The organism is Moryella indoligenes (assembly GCF_030812885.1).
Classification (GTDB): domain Bacteria; phylum Bacillota; class Clostridia; order Lachnospirales; family Lachnospiraceae; genus Moryella; species Moryella indoligenes.
On record NZ_JAUSTO010000001.1, the window covers coordinates 79,137 to 95,394 of the forward strand.

At 54.5% G+C, this 16,258-nt stretch carries 22 protein-coding genes; 4 read left to right on the forward strand and 18 right to left on the reverse strand.

Features of this window, described 5'->3' with window-relative positions; translation table 11 throughout:
- Positions 1-20 precede the first annotated feature (20 nt).
- The 12 genes from rpsQ to J2S20_RS00425 all read right to left on the reverse strand — a co-directional run bounded on the left by rpsQ (position 21) and on the right by J2S20_RS00425 (position 6,508).
- Positions 21-278: a 30S ribosomal protein S17 gene (rpsQ, locus tag J2S20_RS00370; protein WP_106612404.1), complete on the reverse strand. Its 258-nt coding sequence runs from the start codon at positions 276-278 to the stop codon at positions 21-23.
- Positions 279-296: 18 nt separating this feature from the next.
- The gene (rpmC, locus tag J2S20_RS00375) at positions 297-500 is read right to left on the reverse strand and encodes a 50S ribosomal protein L29 (protein WP_106612405.1); all 204 of its coding nucleotides are present in this window, start codon (positions 498-500) and stop codon (positions 297-299) included.
- Positions 487-963 (reverse strand): 50S ribosomal protein L16, encoded by a 477-nt coding sequence (rplP, locus tag J2S20_RS00380; RefSeq protein WP_106612406.1) that lies wholly within the window; start codon positions 961-963, stop codon positions 487-489. The genes rpmC and rplP overlap by 14 nt, the downstream gene beginning before the upstream one ends.
- Positions 964-965: 2 nt before the next feature.
- Positions 966-1,625 carry a 30S ribosomal protein S3 gene (gene rpsC / locus J2S20_RS00385; protein ID WP_106612407.1) on the reverse strand — a complete coding sequence of 220 codons (660 nt, stop codon included), beginning with the start codon at positions 1,623-1,625 and terminating at the stop codon, positions 966-968.
- 11 nt (positions 1,626-1,636) lie between these two features.
- The gene (rplV, locus tag J2S20_RS00390; protein WP_106612408.1) at positions 1,637-2,023 is read right to left on the reverse strand and encodes a 50S ribosomal protein L22; all 387 of its coding nucleotides are present in this window, start codon (positions 2,021-2,023) and stop codon (positions 1,637-1,639) included.
- Positions 2,024-2,052: 29 nt separating this feature from the next.
- Positions 2,053-2,337: a 30S ribosomal protein S19 gene (rpsS, locus tag J2S20_RS00395; protein ID WP_106612409.1), complete on the reverse strand. Its 285-nt coding sequence runs from the start codon at positions 2,335-2,337 to the stop codon at positions 2,053-2,055.
- A gap of 18 nt (positions 2,338-2,355) precedes the next feature.
- Entirely contained in the window at positions 2,356-3,210 is an 855-nt protein-coding gene (rplB, locus tag J2S20_RS00400; protein ID WP_307251850.1) for a 50S ribosomal protein L2, read from the reverse strand.
- Positions 3,211-3,534: 324 nt separating this feature from the next.
- The gene (gene rplW / locus J2S20_RS00405) at positions 3,535-3,834 is read right to left on the reverse strand and encodes a 50S ribosomal protein L23 (RefSeq protein WP_106612411.1); all 300 of its coding nucleotides are present in this window, start codon (positions 3,832-3,834) and stop codon (positions 3,535-3,537) included.
- Positions 3,834-4,454, reverse strand: coding sequence for a 50S ribosomal protein L4 (rplD, locus tag J2S20_RS00410; RefSeq protein ID WP_106612412.1), 621 nt, complete (start codon positions 4,452-4,454; stop codon positions 3,834-3,836). Before rplD ends, rplW begins: the two co-directional genes overlap by 1 nt.
- Positions 4,455-4,481: 27 nt before the next feature.
- Entirely contained in the window at positions 4,482-5,162 is a 681-nt protein-coding gene (gene rplC, locus J2S20_RS00415; RefSeq protein WP_307251854.1) for a 50S ribosomal protein L3, read from the reverse strand.
- Positions 5,163-5,223: 61 nt separating this feature from the next.
- Positions 5,224-5,541: a 30S ribosomal protein S10 gene (rpsJ, locus tag J2S20_RS00420; protein ID WP_106612414.1), complete on the reverse strand. Its 318-nt coding sequence runs from the start codon at positions 5,539-5,541 to the stop codon at positions 5,224-5,226.
- A gap of 487 nt (positions 5,542-6,028) precedes the next feature.
- Entirely contained in the window at positions 6,029-6,508 is a 480-nt protein-coding gene (locus J2S20_RS00425) for a hypothetical protein (protein WP_307251859.1), read from the reverse strand.
- Positions 6,509-6,722: 214 nt separating this feature from the next.
- Here J2S20_RS00425 and J2S20_RS00430 point away from each other — a divergent pair, with 214 nt between their 5' ends.
- Complete coding sequence (locus J2S20_RS00430) at positions 6,723-7,631, forward strand: class I SAM-dependent methyltransferase (protein ID WP_307251861.1); 909 nt, start codon at positions 6,723-6,725, stop codon at positions 7,629-7,631.
- A 93-nt stretch (positions 7,632-7,724) separates the two neighbouring features.
- On the opposite strand, the gene J2S20_RS00435 is transcribed toward J2S20_RS00430, so the two are convergent.
- Positions 7,725-9,038 carry an HAD-IIIA family hydrolase gene (locus tag J2S20_RS00435; protein WP_307251863.1) on the reverse strand — a complete coding sequence of 438 codons (1,314 nt, stop codon included), beginning with the start codon at positions 9,036-9,038 and terminating at the stop codon, positions 7,725-7,727.
- Positions 9,039-9,445: 407 nt separating this feature from the next.
- Positions 9,446-10,126, reverse strand: coding sequence for an AIM24 family protein (locus tag J2S20_RS00440; protein ID WP_106612417.1), 681 nt, complete (start codon positions 10,124-10,126; stop codon positions 9,446-9,448).
- A gap of 409 nt (positions 10,127-10,535) precedes the next feature.
- On the opposite strand from J2S20_RS00440, the gene mscL reads away from it, so the two are divergent.
- Entirely contained in the window at positions 10,536-10,955 is a 420-nt protein-coding gene (gene mscL, locus J2S20_RS00445; protein ID WP_307251868.1) for a large-conductance mechanosensitive channel protein MscL, read from the forward strand.
- A gap of 181 nt (positions 10,956-11,136) precedes the next feature.
- On the opposite strand, the gene J2S20_RS00450 is transcribed toward mscL, so the two are convergent.
- From J2S20_RS00450 to J2S20_RS00465, 4 genes are all read right to left on the reverse strand, one after another.
- Positions 11,137-11,790: a hypothetical protein gene (locus J2S20_RS00450; protein ID WP_106612420.1), complete on the reverse strand. Its 654-nt coding sequence runs from the start codon at positions 11,788-11,790 to the stop codon at positions 11,137-11,139.
- Positions 11,790-12,338 (reverse strand): NUDIX hydrolase, encoded by a 549-nt coding sequence (locus tag J2S20_RS00455; protein WP_106612421.1) that lies wholly within the window; start codon positions 12,336-12,338, stop codon positions 11,790-11,792. The genes J2S20_RS00450 and J2S20_RS00455 overlap by 1 nt, the downstream gene beginning before the upstream one ends.
- Before the next feature lie 94 nt (positions 12,339-12,432).
- Positions 12,433-13,845 (reverse strand): hypothetical protein, encoded by a 1,413-nt coding sequence (locus J2S20_RS00460; RefSeq protein WP_307251871.1) that lies wholly within the window; start codon positions 13,843-13,845, stop codon positions 12,433-12,435.
- A gap of 151 nt (positions 13,846-13,996) precedes the next feature.
- A complete protein-coding gene (locus J2S20_RS00465; protein ID WP_307251873.1) occupies positions 13,997-14,209 on the reverse strand; it encodes a FeoB-associated Cys-rich membrane protein in 213 nt (70 codons plus the stop codon).
- Positions 14,210-14,361: 152 nt separating this feature from the next.
- Here J2S20_RS00465 and J2S20_RS00470 point away from each other — a divergent pair, with 152 nt between their 5' ends.
- Together J2S20_RS00470 and J2S20_RS00475 are read left to right on the forward strand one after the other, a co-directional pair.
- Positions 14,362-14,727 (forward strand): metal-dependent transcriptional regulator, encoded by a 366-nt coding sequence (locus tag J2S20_RS00470; protein WP_106612424.1) that lies wholly within the window; start codon positions 14,362-14,364, stop codon positions 14,725-14,727.
- 172 nt (positions 14,728-14,899) lie between these two features.
- Complete coding sequence (locus tag J2S20_RS00475; protein ID WP_307251876.1) at positions 14,900-16,255, forward strand: sodium:proton antiporter; 1,356 nt, start codon at positions 14,900-14,902, stop codon at positions 16,253-16,255.
- Positions 16,256-16,258: the final 3 nt, after the last annotated feature.

A 16,258-nucleotide genomic window follows, 5' to 3' on the forward strand; every position in this document is an offset into this window, starting at 1 on the left:
TACTCCTTCCTAAGCCTCTATTATTTCGCCTTCTCGACGATCTTGACCAGTCTCCATCTCTTGTCTCTGGAAAGCGGTCTTGTCTCCATAATTTTGACTCTGTCGCCCACTCTGCACTCATTGTTCTCATCGTGAGCCTTGAACTTCTTGGTCTGCTTAATGATCTTGCCGTAAAGCGGGTGCTTTACGTGGTCCTCAACCGCAACCGTGATGGTCTTATCCATCTTGTCACTGACGACCTTGCCGACACGTGTTTTTCTAAGATTTCTCTCTTCCACGGTTTATCTCCTTTCGGCTCACGCTTTTGCCTGCTCAGTGATAACAGTCTGGATTCTGGCGATGTTCTTGCGAACCTCGCTGATTCTCGCAGTGTTATCCAGCTGGCTGGTCGCGTTCTGGAATCTGAGGTTGAAAAGCTCCTTCTTTGCGGAGACCAGCTCATCCTTCAGTTCTGCCGCACTCTTAGCTCTTAATTCTTCGACATACTTATTCGTTTTCACTCTGTTCACCGCCTTCTGCAGTCACCGCGGAAGCTTCGCTCACGCCTGCGTTGACATCTTCTTTGGACGCGATTTTGCACTTGCAGGGAAGCTTGTGCATAGCAAGGCGGAGAGCCTCTTTCGCGTCAGCCTCTGCGACACCGTCGATCTCAAAGAGAACGCGGCCCGGCTTAACTACAGCTACCCAGTACTCCGTGCTGCCCTTTCCGGAACCCATTCGGGTCTCAGCCGGCTTCGCGGTGACAGGCTTGTCCGGGAATACCTTGATCCAGACCTTGCCGCCGCGCTTGGTGTAACGTGTCAGCGCAACACGGGCAGCCTCGATCTGATTGGACTTGATCCAGCACGGCTCTGTGGCAACGAGTCCGTAGGAGCCGTGAGTAATTGTGTTGCCGCGCATCGCCTTGCCGGCCATGGAACCGCGGAACTGCTTTCTGTGCTTGACTCTCTTAGGCATTAACATAATTATTTAGCGCTCCCTTCTCTGGTCTCGGCCTTCGCCGGAAGAACTTCGCCCTTGTAGATCCAGACCTTGACGCCAACCTTGCCATAGGTGGTATCCGCCTCAGCAAAGCCGTAGTCGATGTCTGCACGAAGGGTCTGCAGCGGGATGGTTCCCTCAGAGTAGAACTCACTTCTCGCAATATCTGCACCGCCAAGACGGCCGGAGCAGCAGGTCTTGATTCCGAGTATGCCGGACTTCATGCTTCTCTGCATGGAAGACTTCATCGCGCGACGGAAGGAGGTTCTGTTCTCAAGCTGCTGCGCAATGTTCTCTGCGACGAGCTGAGCCTCTCTGTCCGGTCTTCTGACTTCCTTGATGTCGATGAAAACCTTCTTCTCGGTAAGCTTTGCAACTTCCTTCTTCAGCTTCTCAATCTCCGCGCCCTGCTTGCCGATCACAACGCCCGGCTTCGCAGTGTGGATGATGATGCGGACTCTGTCGGAGGCGCGCTCTATCTCGATGTCGCTCACGCCGGAGGCATACAGCTTCTTCTTCAGGAACTTTCTGATGTTGTAGTCCTCGACAAGATTGTCCGCGAAATCGCCCTCCGCGTACCATCTGGAATTCCAGTCCTTGATAACGCCGACTCTTAAGCCGTGCGGGTTAACTTTCTGTCCCATTCTTTACCTCCTCACCTTTCGTCCAGAACAACCGTGATGTGGCTCATTCTCTTGAAGATTCTGTACGCTCTTCCCTGTGCTCTGGGATGAATTCTCTTCATGATGGGGCCGTCGCCGGCATAGCACTCCGCTACGTAGAGCTTGTCTGCCTGCATATTGTTGTTGTTCTCTGCGTTCGCAATTGCGGACTCCAGGAGCTTCTTGATTACGCTGGAAGCGTATCTGGGATTGTAGGATAAGATGCCGAGAGCAGTCTGTACGTCCTTACCTCTGATTGCATCAAGCACAAAGCATGCCTTCTGCACCGGGATTCTCGCGTAAGAAAGCTTTGCAGACGGTCTCTTATCATTCTGTGCGTTTCTTTCTCTTTTAATCTGGGCTCTATGTCCTTTAGCCATTTTGAAACCCTCCTTTCAAACCTTTCTTATTATCTGGGCGACCCGACTTTTTTCTCGTCTGCGCCATGTCCTCTGTAGGTTCTGGTCGCAACAAACTCGCCGAGCTTATGTCCTACCATATCCTCAGTAATATATACCGGAACATGCTTTCTTCCGTCGTGTACCGCGATCGTCAGTCCGACCATAGCCGGGAAGATCGTGGAGCGGCGGGACCAGGTCTTAATGACATTCTTCTGGCCAGAGTTGTTCATTTCTTCGACCTTCTTGAGCAGGCTTGCGTCTGCAAAGGGCCCTTTTTTCAGTGAACGTGCCATCTGTTTTCTCCCCTCCTGTTAGTTTGCTGCAGAACCGGACTTGCCGTTTCTTCTTCTGACAATCAGCTTGTTGGAATGCTTGTTCTTCTTTCTGGTCTTGAGACCCATCGCAGGCTTGCCCCACGGTGTGCAGGGACCCGGGCGTCCGATCGGAGCTCTTCCCTCACCACCGCCGTGCGGATGGTCGTTCGGGTTCATGACAGAACCTCTGACGTGCGGACGAATGCCCATGTGTCTCTTTCTTCCGGCCTTACCAAGGTTGATGAGGCTGTGATCGCCGTTTCCGACGCTGCCTATCGTTGCGCGGCAGTTGATCGGAACCATTCTCATCTCACCGGACGGAAGACGCAGAGTTGCGTACTTGCCTTCCTTTGCCATGAGCTGAGCGGTAATGCCCGCAGCTCTCGCAAGCTGAGCACCCTTGCCCGGCTGAAGCTCGATGTTGTGGATCTCGGCGCCGACCGGAATCAGCGCAAGCGGAAGGCAGTTGCCGACTCTCGCCTCAGCCTTGTCTCCGCTCATAACGGTCTGTCCAATCTTCAGCCCCTCCGGAGCAAGGATGTAGGACTTCACGCCGTCTGCATAGCAGATGAGGGCGATATTCGCCGTTCTGTTCGGATCGTACTCAATTGCAACAACCTTTGCCGGGATGTTGTCCTTGGAATTTCTCTTGAAATCAATGATTCTGTATTTTCTTCTGGAGCCGCCGCCTCTGTGTCTGACGGTAATCTTGCCCTGTGCGTTGCGGCCGGCATTCTTTCTCAGAGCCTCAACGAGGGACTTCTCCGGCGTGGATTTCGTGATCTCGGCGAAATCGGATCCCGTCATATTTCTTCTGGACGGGGTATACGCGGTATACTTCTTGATTCCCATTGTTCTCTCCTTTAGTTTTTTATCACGGATTTGCACCGTATATGTCATGAAAGTCCCGGAAGGCGGACATGCAGGAGACGGATTTATCCGCACGACTGCATGGACATCTGACGGGCTGAACGCATGAGCAGGAGGGCCGAAGGGCCGAACTGCGAATGCGGGCAGAGGATGCGAAGCATCCGGCTTTCATGTATAGTGAAGCGTACTGCCAAAGGCTTGACGTCTTCATGTATAGTGAAGCGTACTGCCAAAGGCTTGACATCTTCATGTATAGTGAAGCGTACTGTCAAAGGCACAACGTCTTCATATGTGATAAAGCGCTCTTTAGAGCCCCTGGAACACCTCGATCTCCTTGGAATCAGCCGTCAGCTGAACGATAGCCTTCTTAGTCTTGGCTGTCTTTCCATAGGTAGCGCCTCTGCGCTTTGTCTTGGTCGGGCAGTTCATGGTGTTCACAGAAGCAACCTTGGTTCCTGCAAACATCTTTTCAACCGCTTCCTTAATCATGGTCTTATTTGCCTCCGGGTGAACGAGGAAGCTGTACTTCTTCTCGCCCATTCCGGCCATGCTCTTCTCGGTAACAAGCGGCTTGAGGATCACATCATAGTACTGAATGCTTGCCATTATGCGTATACCTCCTCAATTGCGGAGACAGCTGCCTTGGAAGCCACAACCGTATTGTACTTCAGGATATCGTACACATTGATGGTCTTCGGGGAAGCAGTCTTGACACCCGCGATATTTCTTGCGGAAAGCACAGTGTTCATCTCTCCCTCCGGAGCGACAACCAGGGCCTTCTCTACCTTCAGATTCTTAAGGGTTTCAACCATCTTCTTGGTCTTAATCTCAGCCATGCCGAAATCGTCAACCACGATGAACTTATTCTCCTGAACGCGGCTGGAGAGCGCGCACTTGAGTGCATGTCTCTTCTCCTTCTTGTTCAGGGTCATGGTGTAATCTCTCGGGGTCGGAGCAAATACGACGCCGCCGCCCTTCCACTGCGGAGCTCGCGTGGAGCCCTGTCTCGCGTGACCGGTTCCCTTCTGTCTCCACGGCTTCCTTCCGCCTCCGGAAACCTCGGAACGAGTCTTTGCTTTCTGGGTGCCCTGACGCATATTCGCAAGCTGTGCGACAACCGCCATATGTACAAGATGCTCATTCAGCTCAACGCCAAAGATCGCATCATTCAAGTCGATCTTGCCGACTTCCTGTCCGTCTGTATTAAAAACAGATACATTTGCCATTTTAAGCTTTCCTCCTTTCCTCTCGAATTACTTTCTGGCCTTTACGGTCTCTTTGAGGGTTACCAGAGCCTTTCTGGATCCCGGAACAGCGCCCTTCACCAGAATCAGGTTGTTCTCGGCATCAACGCGAACCACCTCAAGGTTCTGTGTCGTGACCTGAACATGACCCATGTGGCCAGGCATTCCCTTGCCCTTAAATACGCGGCTCGGGTCGGAAGAGGAACCATTGGAACCCTGGTGGCGGTGGAACTTAGAGCCGTGCGCCATCGGTCCGCGGGACTGTCCGTGCCTCTTGATTGCGCCCTGGAAGCCCTTTCCCTTGGAAATCGCAGTGGCATCGACCTTATCGCCGGCAGCGAAGATATCTGCCTTGATCTCGTCCTTTACCTTGTAATCTGCGGAATTCTCAAAACGGAACTCTCTTAAGAAGCGGCCCGCTGCGTAGACCTCTCTCTGGCCCTCGCCCTTCTTCACGACCTGCTTCTCAATCCCGGCCTTCTCAAGCTGACCTGCGTCCGGCTTGTTCACAAGCTTGGCGCGGATCTCACCGTAAGCGACCTGAACGGAATCATAACCATCATTCTCCTGGGTCTTGACTCTCGTGACCACGCAGGGACCGGCCTGAAGCACAGTTACCGGAATCAGAACGCCAGCCTCATTGTAGATCTGAGTCATACCGACCTTTGTTGCAAGTATTGCCTTCTTCATGTTTGACCTCCTGTTTATCCTACAGCGGAACGTCCGGGGACGTTCATACTAGAGCAGGATATTATTTTGTTTTCATCTTGATGTCGATGTGAACACCGGCCGGCATCTCAAGACGGGACAGTGCATCCACAGTCTTGTCGGTCGGAGTCAGGACATCGATGAGTCTCTTGTGGGTTCTCTGCTCGAACTGCTCACGGCTGTCCTTATACTTGTGAACCGCACGAAGGATGGTAACAACCTCCTTCTTGGTCGGCAGCGGAACCGGACCGGAAACCTTTGCTCCCGTTCTCTTCACCGTGTCGACGATTTTTCCGGCAGACTGATCAACCAGCTTGTGATCGTACGCCTTCAACGTGATTCTCATTACCTGATTTGCCATAAAAAAAGTCGCCTCCTTTTCGCACTTTTTTCGAAGTACGACAAGCGGTGACTGTACACATTGCCGGGTGTGTCATTTTAAACCCACTCAGCTGTTCCTTCAGCTTTGTCTTGAAAGAACATTCTTCATTTGTACAGTGACTTGTCGTCAGTATCAAGACTTGACATTCGCTCCACGGAATATCCCGCCGATGGCGGCAACCTCACGCTTCACAGCTATCATGTCACAGCGCTATGAACTATAACACACAAAAAAAACAGATGCAAGTACTTTTTTATTCCGGCGTCCTCTTTCTCTGCCTTTTTCTGCAGAGCTTATGCAAATCTCCCGCCGGAAGCATCTCTCTTCCTATATTAATTATACGATTACGGCATCCAGGGTACTGCCTCCCACGTACCGCACACAATCACCTTTTACCAATACATCACAATATGCAGGGAAACGCTGATCAGAGCGTTTCCCGCACATTCTGCGTTCCTCCGCTCTCTTACTGCTGTACAGCGGAGCTCTCTGCGGCAGCTGCACCCGTCGTCTCCTCTACCGCTGTCTCCGCGGCAGTCATCGCCTCAAGTACCTCTGCCGGAGGCTCTGCCGCTCCCTGCGTGGGCTCCGGCTTCTTGAGATTTCCGGAGCGATTCTTCTTGATCTTTGTCACCTTTCCGCTCGGTCCGTCAGAATTGTCCACAGGGGCTTCCTCCTCGGCCTCTATCTCCTCTTCTGCCTCCGTCTCTGCTGCCGGAGCTGCAGCAGTCTTCCGCTCTGTAGCTTCCTCCTGCTCCTCAGCTTCCGTCTCCTCTTCGCTGCTCTCCTCCACACTGCTCTCAACAGAGCTCTCTGCCTCCGTTGTCACAGCAGCCGGCTCTGTCTCCGCAGCGCTGCTCTTCTCTCCGCCGCCCTGACCGCAGGCATTCAGACTCAGCATCACAGCCGCCGCGATAAGCATTGCGCCAAATGTTTTTCTCCTCATAACATTTACCTCCAGATTGTCCATACCAGCCGTGCGGGTATACCGCCTGAGGCCGGTGAATGCTCTTATCATAACACATCAGACCCGCAGTTCAATTCATTTCATAAAATCATAAGACTTGATGTCGTGCAGGGCCTTTGCTAAACTGTCCGGGAGAGGGGGCGCGCAGCTTCCGCTTCCCCCTATTTAGTCTTAATTGAAATGGAGAAACACTATGCTGACTGCCAACTGCTGGAAAGACTATGAAGTAATCGACTGCTCCGCCGGAGAGAAGCTGGAGCGCTGGGGAACGCATCTGCTGATCCGGCCGGATCCCCAGATCATATGGAGTACGCCAAAAGAGCACAGGGGCTGGAGCCATCCCGCCGGCCACTATAAGCGGAGCTCCAGCGGCGGAGGAGAATGGGAATTCTTCGGGCTGCCGAAGCAATGGGAGATCGAGTATCGGCTGCCTGAGACCCTGCCGGTCCGAAAAAGCCAGTCGCTTCACTTCCAGCTGAAGCCCTTCAGCTTCAAACACACCGGACTCTTTCCCGAGCAGGCCGCAAACTGGGATTGGTTCTCTGCCCTGATCTCTGAGGCAGTGGCCGCGGGCCGCGAGATCCGGGTTTTGAATCTCTTCGCCTACACCGGAGGCGCCACGCTTGCCGCAGCAGCCGCAGGCGCCAGCGTGACGCACGTGGACGCCAGCAAGGGTATGGTCGCGTGGGCAAAGGAAAATGCTGAGCTCTCCAGACTTCAGGACGCTCCGATCCGCTGGCTGGTCGACGACTGCGCAAAGTTCGTGCAGCGGGAGCAGCGCCGCGGAAGGCACTACGACGCCATTATCATGGATCCCCCCTCCTACGGCCGCGGGCCCAAGGGCGAAATATGGAAGATCGAGGATGCCATCTACCCGCTGGTGAAGGACTGCGCTTCCCTCCTCTCCGAGCATCCCCTCTTCTTCCTCATCAATTCCTACACGACGGGACTTCAGGCGAGCGTGCTCTCCTACATTCTCGGCACAACCGTAGCCTCTGCACACGGCGGCGCACTGGTCTCAGACGAGCTGGGCCTTCCTGTGCGAGAGAGCGGGCTCATACTCCCCTGCGGTGCAAGCGGTCGCTGGGTCGCTGCGCGCTGAGGCAGGCAGAGAAAATAGCTGTGGTAGCTTAACACACTCTGCCACCACAGCTGTCATCCCCCATCCCGGCAGGCCGGGACCTTATCCATTCTATTATTTTTCTTGCAAATTTCCGAGTATCTCCCGCACCGCCGCAAGCAGATTGTCCGCCACAAGCTCCGCCGCAGCGCTGTACTTTCCGTCCGTGCCCGCCTGTCCCGTGCGCACCAGCGCCGTGTGACAGCCGGCGCGGCGCCCGAGCTCCATATCCACCGTGGAATCTCCGATCACCCATGAGGATGCAAGATCTATATTGTAGCGCTCTGCGGCCTTAAGGAGCATGCCCGGCTTCGGCTTCCGGCACGCGCAGTCAAGCTTGTACTCCGGCCGCTCTCCCGGAAAGCCCCGATCAGGGTGATGCGGGCAGAAGAAAAGATCATCCACAAATACGCCCTCTCTTCCGAGCAGTGTCTTCATCTTGCAGAAGATCGTCTGAAGCTCCTCCTCTGTCGTCTCCCCCCGCGCAATCACCGGCTGATTCGTCACAACGATCGCGAGATATTCCGAAGAATTGATACAGCGCAGCGCCTCACAGACGCCCGGAAGCAGCTCAAACTCCTCCGCGCACCGCACAAAGCCCCGGTAGACATTGATCACACCATCCCGGTCCAGAAACAGCGCCTTCTGCCTGTTCTTTAAATTCCGCTTTCCGATAAAGCCGGAGCGAATATCCTCCGCTGCCTTCTCAATCCGCTCCACCGTTCCCACATCCTTTACGTACTCCGGCGAGCGGTAGGCATACACAGCCTCCCCGCGCTCTGACATAGGCGCAAGCAGCCCCTTCTCAAAATCCAGCTTCTCAGGACGGTCGACCCGTGAGAGCATCTCCCTCTTTAATATGTAGAGACCCGCATTTACACAGTTATCGTACCAGTACTCCCTGACATTGTGCTTGGAATCAAAGGCTGTCACCCTGCCCGTCCCATCCGCGCGGATCAGATCCGAGTCAAAGGGGTGCGCATTCGGATGTGCAAAGAGCAGCACCTCCGCATCCTTCTCAAGGAAAAAGCGCTCCATCCTGTCGATATCAATATCGAAGAGCACATCTCCGAACACCAGCAGAAAGTAAGGCTCTGTGACTCGCTCCCTCAGGTAGTAAAAAGCTCCCGCTGTCCCAAGCGGCTCCTCCTCCTCGACGTAATCAATCTTCATGCCGAGGGCACTGCCATCCCCGAAATATTCTGTGATCCGTTCCTTCAGATGGCCCACAACCATGGTCACGCGGGTAATGTTCCAGCGCTTCAGCATCTCCAGCTGCCACGCGAGCAGCGGGCGTCCGAGCAGCGGCACCATGGGCTTCGGTATCTCTCCTCTGGTAAGTGCCTGAAGCCGCGTTCCCTTGCCTCCCGCCATAATCACCGCCTGCATCTCTCATCCTCCCGCTGTTCTTATATTTTCCCTCTGCGCTTTTCTGCCGCAGAGTCCGGCTCCCATCCGCTCCCGAGCTTCCCGGAGGGAACCGGTGCTCTTTTCCGCAGAGAGCCAGGATCGCCGCCAATCATCTTATCACAGCACAGAATGTGCTGTATAGACTCCTGTGAACGAGAATAGTTTACCACAGATCGTACAGGGTATGTATGAGCAACAAAATGAAACAGGGAATGATCAGAGAGACAGCGGAGCCTTTACACCCCGCTGTCTCTCTGTCTGTTTATCCTGTTCTATCTGCTCTTTTTCCTGTGGATGCTGTCTGCATCCACGGTATACCCATCCGGCGTCTTTTCATCTGCACACATCACCCCCCGCGCAGCTCCGGCTCCGCTCTCAGTACAGTCTCACTTCTTTCCTGCCGTGATAAACGGAGACAGCACACCGCCGAGCCGCGGCAGCGACATGGTCTGGATATACGCCTTTCCCGGTCCGATAATCACGGTATCCACCAGCCCCTCGCCGCCCAAAAGCTTGTTCTTCAGCCCCTTGACCACGCGGATATCCATCTGGCAGCTCTCCTCCATCAGCGCCACCACGCCGGTGTCGCACACCAGCTCCTCGCCCGGCATCAGGTCATACTCCTTCACATAACCGTCCAGCTCAAGAAATACCACGCCCGGCCCGGTCACCTTCTGCATGATAAAGCCCTCGCCTCCCAGAAAGCCCGCACCCAGCTTCTTCTGAAAATGCACGGCCAGCTCCACACCTGAGCTCGCGCAGAGGAACGCGGACTTCTGGCAGATCAGACTCTCTCCCGGGCCCAGCTCACGCGCAATAATGCTTCCCGCAAAGGACGAGGCAAAGCCGATCTCAGCCGGTCCCTGCGCGGTGTAATAGCTCATGAACATGTTCTCTCCGGAAAACATGCGCCCGATGCCGCCTCCGAGGCCTCCCGGCGCCTTTGTCTCCGTGAGTATCGTTCCCTTCGCCCATGTGCGCCCTCCCAGCTCACTGATGATTGTCTCGCCCGCATCCAGCTGAATGATAACCGCCGGCAGACTTCCTCCCTCAATCTGATAACGCATAAATTGTCCTCCTTTGTTTTCTATTATTCTTCCGCAGCTGTCTCTGCACTCTGTCCCGCGCATTTCTTCTGCGTAAAGCTTCCGTTTCTTTATTTATAAGCCTTTTTTCGAATAAAAGATATTATCCCAGGTATACTTTTGAGCTCAATTCCTCTGAAATCCGCAACAATATCCAATGGATCAGAAGAACTTGTATAAAAAACAGCAAAAAAATTATACACATTGCATAAATTTCCAAATTGCCTCCGAATAGTCAAGGTCTACAATAAGGCAGGCGCAACTCCTCTCGAGGACGAACCGCTTCAGGTAAAATAAACCGCTTTTCCGGTTGCTTTTTTGCCCTCCTGCGCTATACTGCTTTTGGCGGCAAGCTGCCGCACAACTTTGACTTGTATTACAGGAGGGGATTATGAAGAAGTTTATGGAAGAATTCAAGAGCTTTGCTCTGAAGGGCAATGTGCTTGATATGGCAGTCGGCGTCATCATCGGCAGTGCCTTCAGCGCCATCGTAAAGTCTCTGGTGGACGATATCATCATGCCGCTGCTCGGTATTCTGCTCGGCCAGATCAACCTCTCCGAGCTGGCCGTCACAGTTCCGAATCCGCTGGGCGGAGCAGATGTGAGTCTCAGCTACGGCCTGTTCCTTCAGAATATTCTGAACTTCATATTCATTGCCCTTGCAGTCTTTATGATCGTAAAGGCCGCAAATGCCATGATGGAGAATGCCAGGAAAAAGGAAGAGGAGGCTCCTGCCGAGACCCCGGAGCCGAGCAAGGAAGAGCTTCTGCTCACAGAAATCCGCGATGTGCTGAAGGAGATGAAGCAGTAAGTGCATCCGGCATCTGCCCGGTGGAGGCGCCCTGAGAGAAAATCCACCTTCCACCTATAGCAAAAAGAATCCGCTGTGCCTCTGCCGTCTGCAGGACACAGCGGATTCTTTTTGCTGAGACACAAACTTCAGGATGCCGTATTCCCTGTAAATCAAAACCATCAAAAGCCGGAAAGAGCAGCTACTCTATAATCAGAACAGAGCTGAGCAGAGTTCCAAATACCGGCGGATGCGCTCTGCCCGAGAGGTAAGCCGAAAACTCAGCCTCATAAAGTTCGCCCCATGAGGCAAGCAGCAGAACGTCGCCCTCTGCCCTCCTGCTCAGACCGACCACAGTCATATAGTGATCCCTTGCCTCTCCCGCCGAAGCACCGTGCCGCCGCAGCGGCAGCCCCCTTCTTCCTTCCAGGGCGAAACCGGGTCCCACAGAGAGTATCACCGGAATATCTCGCTGCAGCATACTGTATATAGCCCGACGCAACGCCTCTGCTGTGCAAAAACTCCCCCAGCGTGCGCGAAACGGAGAGCCGAGCGCTCTTGCACGCCGGTTGAAACTGCGCGCCAGCGAGAGTCCATCCACACCTAGCTCAAAGCGGCGCAGCGGAAAACTATGCCAGAGTTTCTCAAGCTCGCTCCTGTACTGCACACCGCTCTGCCTGAAGAAATCCGGATGTGAGCGCTCTCCCGCCTCACGCCACTTCTCCCGCTGCTCCAGATAAAAAAAGAGATCCGCAAGAGCAATCACACCGCAGCCGGAATGCTGAAATACCATGTCATCAAAGTCATTCTGACTCCCGGCCCCATAAGGCCCGATAAGCCGTAGTCTCTCCCGCATCAGCGTGTTCTCCCGGCTTGCATGAGATAGTAGACTGCAATATGCACAGCCTGTACAAAGCCGCCTTCCTGAATGAGGCGCTGCATCTCCGAACGTGGAACCACAATGGTCTCCATGCACTCCGTCTCATCGAGCTGCCGCTCTGCCTGCTTTCTGCACCCTTCTGCAAGATAGCAGTAGGCGTAATTGTCCGCAATCGTAGCGTTTGGCGCGATGCGTCCGAGAAAGCTCCAGCACTCGGAGACACAGCCGGTCTCCTCCAGCAGCTCACGTTTCGCCGCCTCCAGCGGCTCCTCTCCGGGCTCGATACCACCTGCCGGAAATTCTGTCGTCACCTCGGCAATTCCCGGACGAAACTGCCGCACACAGATAAAATCTCCTGCTTCATCCCGCGCAGCGATCACAGTGAAGCTGCGATTGTGATAGCTGTAATAGGGACTCAGCTCTCTTCCGTTCGGAAGCAGATAGCTCCTGCTGCGCAGATCTACCCAGTGATCCTTTTTAACTGTCTGCTCTGTGAGCAGCTTCCACGACAACGAATCGCTCATCTTATCTCCCCCCGCCAGCCGGCCTCCCGGCACGGTTTCTTCTGTGGTTCAATTGATTGTTTTGTAAATGTATCCGCCAGTGGGCTCGGCCCTGTCACTGCTTTGAGATCGCCTCCCTCAGTCTATGGCCGGCGGAGAGCAGTCTGTCCAGCACACGGTTTAAGCCGTAGCAGACAATCAGGAGGCTGGTGTTCCCAAGCGGGCTGTGATAAAAAAGTCCGATCAGACAGTAGACATAGGTGCAGGCTGAAAACCACACGAGAAACCAGAGTCCGAGTCGCACAAAGGGCAGGCGCACAGTCAGAAAAAAGAGGAGCAGCACAAAAGCAGAGCCCATAGTGACTGCCAGAAAGAGCGGCAGCAGCTCTCCTGCCTCCATTACCAGCAGAAACTCCTTCGCCGGAGTCCTCAGTGCATCTGCAACTGTATCTCCGGCCACCGCCCCCTGCGCGCTGTCCGCCGCGCGCCTCATAAATTTCGAGAGCAGCGGCAGCACCCATATCTGCAACAGCAGCATGTAGGCCGCATTCATCCAGCCCGCATAGCGCGAATGGTTCTCCAGCTCAACGAGGGACAGCACCCAGCGCACTATAAGGGACAAAAAGTAGGAGAGCGCGAGCGCCTGTGCGATGCGGAGATCCGCCAGCGCATAGAGATTGTTCTGATAGCTGTAGACACTGCTCGAGAAAATGAGCCGCATCACGGCGCCGAAGGAACGTATCCTGCCGAGATAGATTGTAAGCCCCCAGAGCAGCACACAGAGAAGTATCAGAAGATTCCGCCGTTTCTCATTGAGACTCAGCTTCAGCAGGGCTCTCCGCCTCCTCTCCTTCCGCTCGCTGCCAAGCTGTGCCGCATCCGTGAAATAATATAAAAAGAATCCAATCGCCACTGCCGTCACAGCACCGATTGAGAGCTGTTCGCCTCCCTTCAGCACGCACCAATGTGCCACAAGCCAGCCGAACGACGGAAGCAGAGCTGCGACCAGAACCGGCCAGAAATTTCGCGTGCCGAGAAAACTTTCCAGCAGCACAAAGGGGTAGACCAGAAGGCAGGCGCAGACCGCATACCATGCGACAGTATCATTCCAGTGAAATCCCCTGCCAAAGACACCCGCAAACAGGGTCAGGAGGGAGCGTATCAAAGTCGCAGTGTACTTTCCGGTCATGAGCCAGGCTGTCGTAAAGTGGTTGTCGAGAAGCGGATAGCCGTACAGGCAGGCATAAATATAGAGCAGCAGCGCGAGTACCGCGATGTACAGTGCGCGCAGCCTGCGGCTCTCCCCTGCCAGCACCGAAAGAGCCAGTGCGATCGCAAAAACGGCGGTGCAGAGCAGCAGAAACACGCAGAAAATGAGCACCATTGCGGTGAGCTCGCCGGGCGAGCGATAGCTGCGGTTTCCGATTGCTTCCGGCACACGCAGGATACCTCCGGCGGCATAGAGGATGCGCCAGAGCAGCAGTATCCCCGCTGAGCCTCCCCCGATTCGAAAAAGTAGCTGTTTCATTTCGTTCCTCCTGTGGCGATGCGCCTCCAGCAGCACCTCAGTTCCGCCAGAAAGCACGCCGCCGATTGGTCAGACACCGCAATAAAAAAGAGAGGACAGCCTCAACTATTCTCTCCTTCATACACCGGGCCACGGGCAGCATGACCCACAGTCAGCTCCTCTGCTTTTCCCTGCGTTCCTTCATAATCTCCTCAAACTGGGCCCGCTCGGAGGAGTAGGCCGACATGCATCCCATGCCGCAGGAGCCACAGTTTCCATTACAGGAAGAAGCCTTCTTGCTGCCGTGCTTTAAGATATAGCGCACTATGAGTACGATACCGACAAGAAGCAGTATCCCTATCACTGTTGTAAATCCGTTTGCCAAAGCTGTACCTCCCCGGGACTGAGGTCTCTCCCCGTCCCTCTGCTCTGTATTCTAGCCCTCTCCCCGCCCGCGGTCAAGTCTCTGCACTTTCTTCCTTGTATGCCCATCTGGAATGTGTTAATGTAAGTGCAAGCCAAGAAGGAGGTATCACAATGCAAATTCATGAATCCGCCGAGGACTATCTCGAAAAAATTCTGATGCTGAAAGAGCAGAACGGCCTGGTTCGCTCCATCGACATCGCCAATTTCATGGGGTTTTCCAAGCCGAGCATCAGCATCGCAATGAAGCATCTCCGGGAAAACGGCTATATCACCATGGACGGTGAAAACCATATCTTCCTGACCGATTCCGGTGCAGCGATCGCCTCCCGTATCTACGACCGTCACCAGCGACTCACCCGCTACCTCGTGAAGCTCGGTGTGCCGAAGGAGATTGCGGAAAAGGATGCATGCAAGGTGGAGCACGACCTGAGTCCCGAATCCTATGCGGCGCTCTGCGCGCATCTTGAAACACTGTAAACTGCTCATAACAGACGGCACACTGCCTCAGCAAGCCCGCTGCGTCAGCGTGCCGTTTTTTTTATTACCGGAGAATTTCTCAATTTTCATTTGCTTTTTTTCTGCTTTGGCGCTACATTGTTGAGTTGTATTACGAAGACAAATACTATTTTAACAACACGAGGTTAATGTTATGGGTACTTCTATGATTCCGGCGTGGCTCTGCATTCCCTTTGCCGGACTGCTTCTGAGTATTGCCGCGGCACCGCTCTTAAGACCCGAATGGTGGGAGCGCAACAAGCTCTGGGCCGTTCTGTTCTGGTCTCTGCTCTTTGTGCTTCCATATGCACTCTTCTACGGCCCCTCTTCTGCGACAGAGATTGTACTTGAGTGCATCCTGAATGACTATCTCTCCTTCATCATCATGCTCTTCGGGCTCTTCTGTGTGGCGGGTAATATCACCTTCACCGGAGATCTCGCAGGCTCTCCCGCCGTGAACCTGATCTTTCTTCTGATCGGAACGCTGCTCTCCAGTATCATCGGGACAACGGGCTCCTCGATGCTGATGCTGCGCCCCATGATCAAGATCAATTCCTGGAGACGCAGGAAGAAACACATCATGATCTTCTTCATCTTTCTGATCTCCAATATGGGAGGTGCGCTCACGCCGCTCGGTGATCCGCCTCTGCTCATGGGCTTCATGAGAGGCGTGCCTTTCCTCTGGAGCCTTCACCTGATGCCGATTCTGCTCTTCAACATGGTGATCCTGCTCTTCGTCTTCTGGCATCTGGACAGCATGAACTACCGCAGGGATGTGGCGCAGGGCTACCGCCCGGATATCAGCGAGCCCGGCACGGAGCTCTCCTTAAAGGGCGGGCACAATGTGATCTTTCTGCTGATGATCATCCTTGCCGTCGTACTGAGCGGAACCCTGCCCTCCAATCCGGCCTTTCTCGACGCAGAAGGGGCCGTGAAGGGCATCCATGTATTCGGCGAGGTGACACTCAGCTACCCCTCCCTCATTGAGATCGCTCTGATCCTCGCAGCGGCCTTCCTCTCCTTTAAGACTACGCCGGAAGAGATCCGCCGGGCAAACCACTTCACCTGGGGCGCCATTGAGGAGGTCGCACAGCTTTTCGTCGGAATTTTCATCACCATGCAGCCCGCCCTCATGATCCTGAAGGAGCTCGGCCCGAAGCTCGGCATCACCCAGCCCTTCCAGCTCTTCTGGGCGACCGGCGCTCTCTCAAGCTTCCTCGACAATACGCCGACCTACCTCGTATTCCTCACAACCGCCGGAACGCTCGGCGCGGTACAGGGTGTGCAGACCTCGCTCGGCATGATCCCGGTGAAGCTCCTCGAGGCCATCTCCTGCGGCGCCGTATTCATGGGCGCAAACAGCTACATCGGCAATGCGCCGAACTTCATGGTAAAATCCATCTCCGACGAGAACGGTATTCATATGCCTTCCTTCTTCGGCTACGTACTCTGGGCACTTACCTTCCTGGTGCCCGTGTTCCTGATCGACACACTGATTTTCTTCCGCTGAGGA

Coding starts and splice junctions, on each gene's coding strand:
- rplB (WP_307251850.1), bottom strand. CDS start 3,210: ATGGGAATCAAGAAGTATACCGCGTATACCCCGTCCAGAAGAAATATG.
- mscL (WP_307251868.1), top strand. CDS start 10,536: ATGAAGAAGTTTATGGAAGAATTCAAGAGCTTTGCTCTGAAGGGCAAT.
- rpsC (WP_106612407.1), bottom strand. CDS start 1,625: ATGGGACAGAAAGTTAACCCGCACGGCTTAAGAGTCGGCGTTATCAAG.
- J2S20_RS00435 (WP_307251863.1), bottom strand. CDS start 9,038: ATGCAGGCGGTGATTATGGCGGGAGGCAAGGGAACGCGGCTTCAGGCA.
- J2S20_RS00430 (WP_307251861.1), top strand. CDS start 6,723: ATGCTGACTGCCAACTGCTGGAAAGACTATGAAGTAATCGACTGCTCC.
- J2S20_RS00460 (WP_307251871.1), bottom strand. CDS start 13,845: ATGAAACAGCTACTTTTTCGAATCGGGGGAGGCTCAGCGGGGATACTG.
- rplV (WP_106612408.1), bottom strand. CDS start 2,023: ATGGCTAAAGGACATAGAGCCCAGATTAAAAGAGAAAGAAACGCACAG.
- rplD (WP_106612412.1), bottom strand. CDS start 4,454: ATGGCAAATGTATCTGTTTTTAATACAGACGGACAGGAAGTCGGCAAG.
- J2S20_RS00425 (WP_307251859.1), bottom strand. CDS start 6,508: ATGAGGAGAAAAACATTTGGCGCAATGCTTATCGCGGCGGCTGTGATG.
- J2S20_RS00470 (WP_106612424.1), top strand. CDS start 14,362: ATGCAAATTCATGAATCCGCCGAGGACTATCTCGAAAAAATTCTGATG.
- rpsJ (WP_106612414.1), bottom strand. CDS start 5,541: ATGGCAAATCAGGTAATGAGAATCACGTTGAAGGCGTACGATCACAAG.
- rpsS (WP_106612409.1), bottom strand. CDS start 2,337: ATGGCACGTTCACTGAAAAAAGGGCCCTTTGCAGACGCAAGCCTGCTC.
- rplP (WP_106612406.1), bottom strand. CDS start 963: ATGTTAATGCCTAAGAGAGTCAAGCACAGAAAGCAGTTCCGCGGTTCC.
- J2S20_RS00455 (WP_106612421.1), bottom strand. CDS start 12,338: ATGAGCGATTCGTTGTCGTGGAAGCTGCTCACAGAGCAGACAGTTAAA.
- J2S20_RS00475 (WP_307251876.1), top strand. CDS start 14,900: ATGGGTACTTCTATGATTCCGGCGTGGCTCTGCATTCCCTTTGCCGGA.
- rplC (WP_307251854.1), bottom strand. CDS start 5,162: ATGAAGAAGGCAATACTTGCAACAAAGGTCGGTATGACTCAGATCTAC.
- rplW (WP_106612411.1), bottom strand. CDS start 3,834: ATGGCAAGCATTCAGTACTATGATGTGATCCTCAAGCCGCTTGTTACC.
- J2S20_RS00440 (WP_106612417.1), bottom strand. CDS start 10,126: ATGCGTTATCAGATTGAGGGAGGAAGTCTGCCGGCGGTTATCATTCAG.
- J2S20_RS00450 (WP_106612420.1), bottom strand. CDS start 11,790: ATGCGGGAGAGACTACGGCTTATCGGGCCTTATGGGGCCGGGAGTCAG.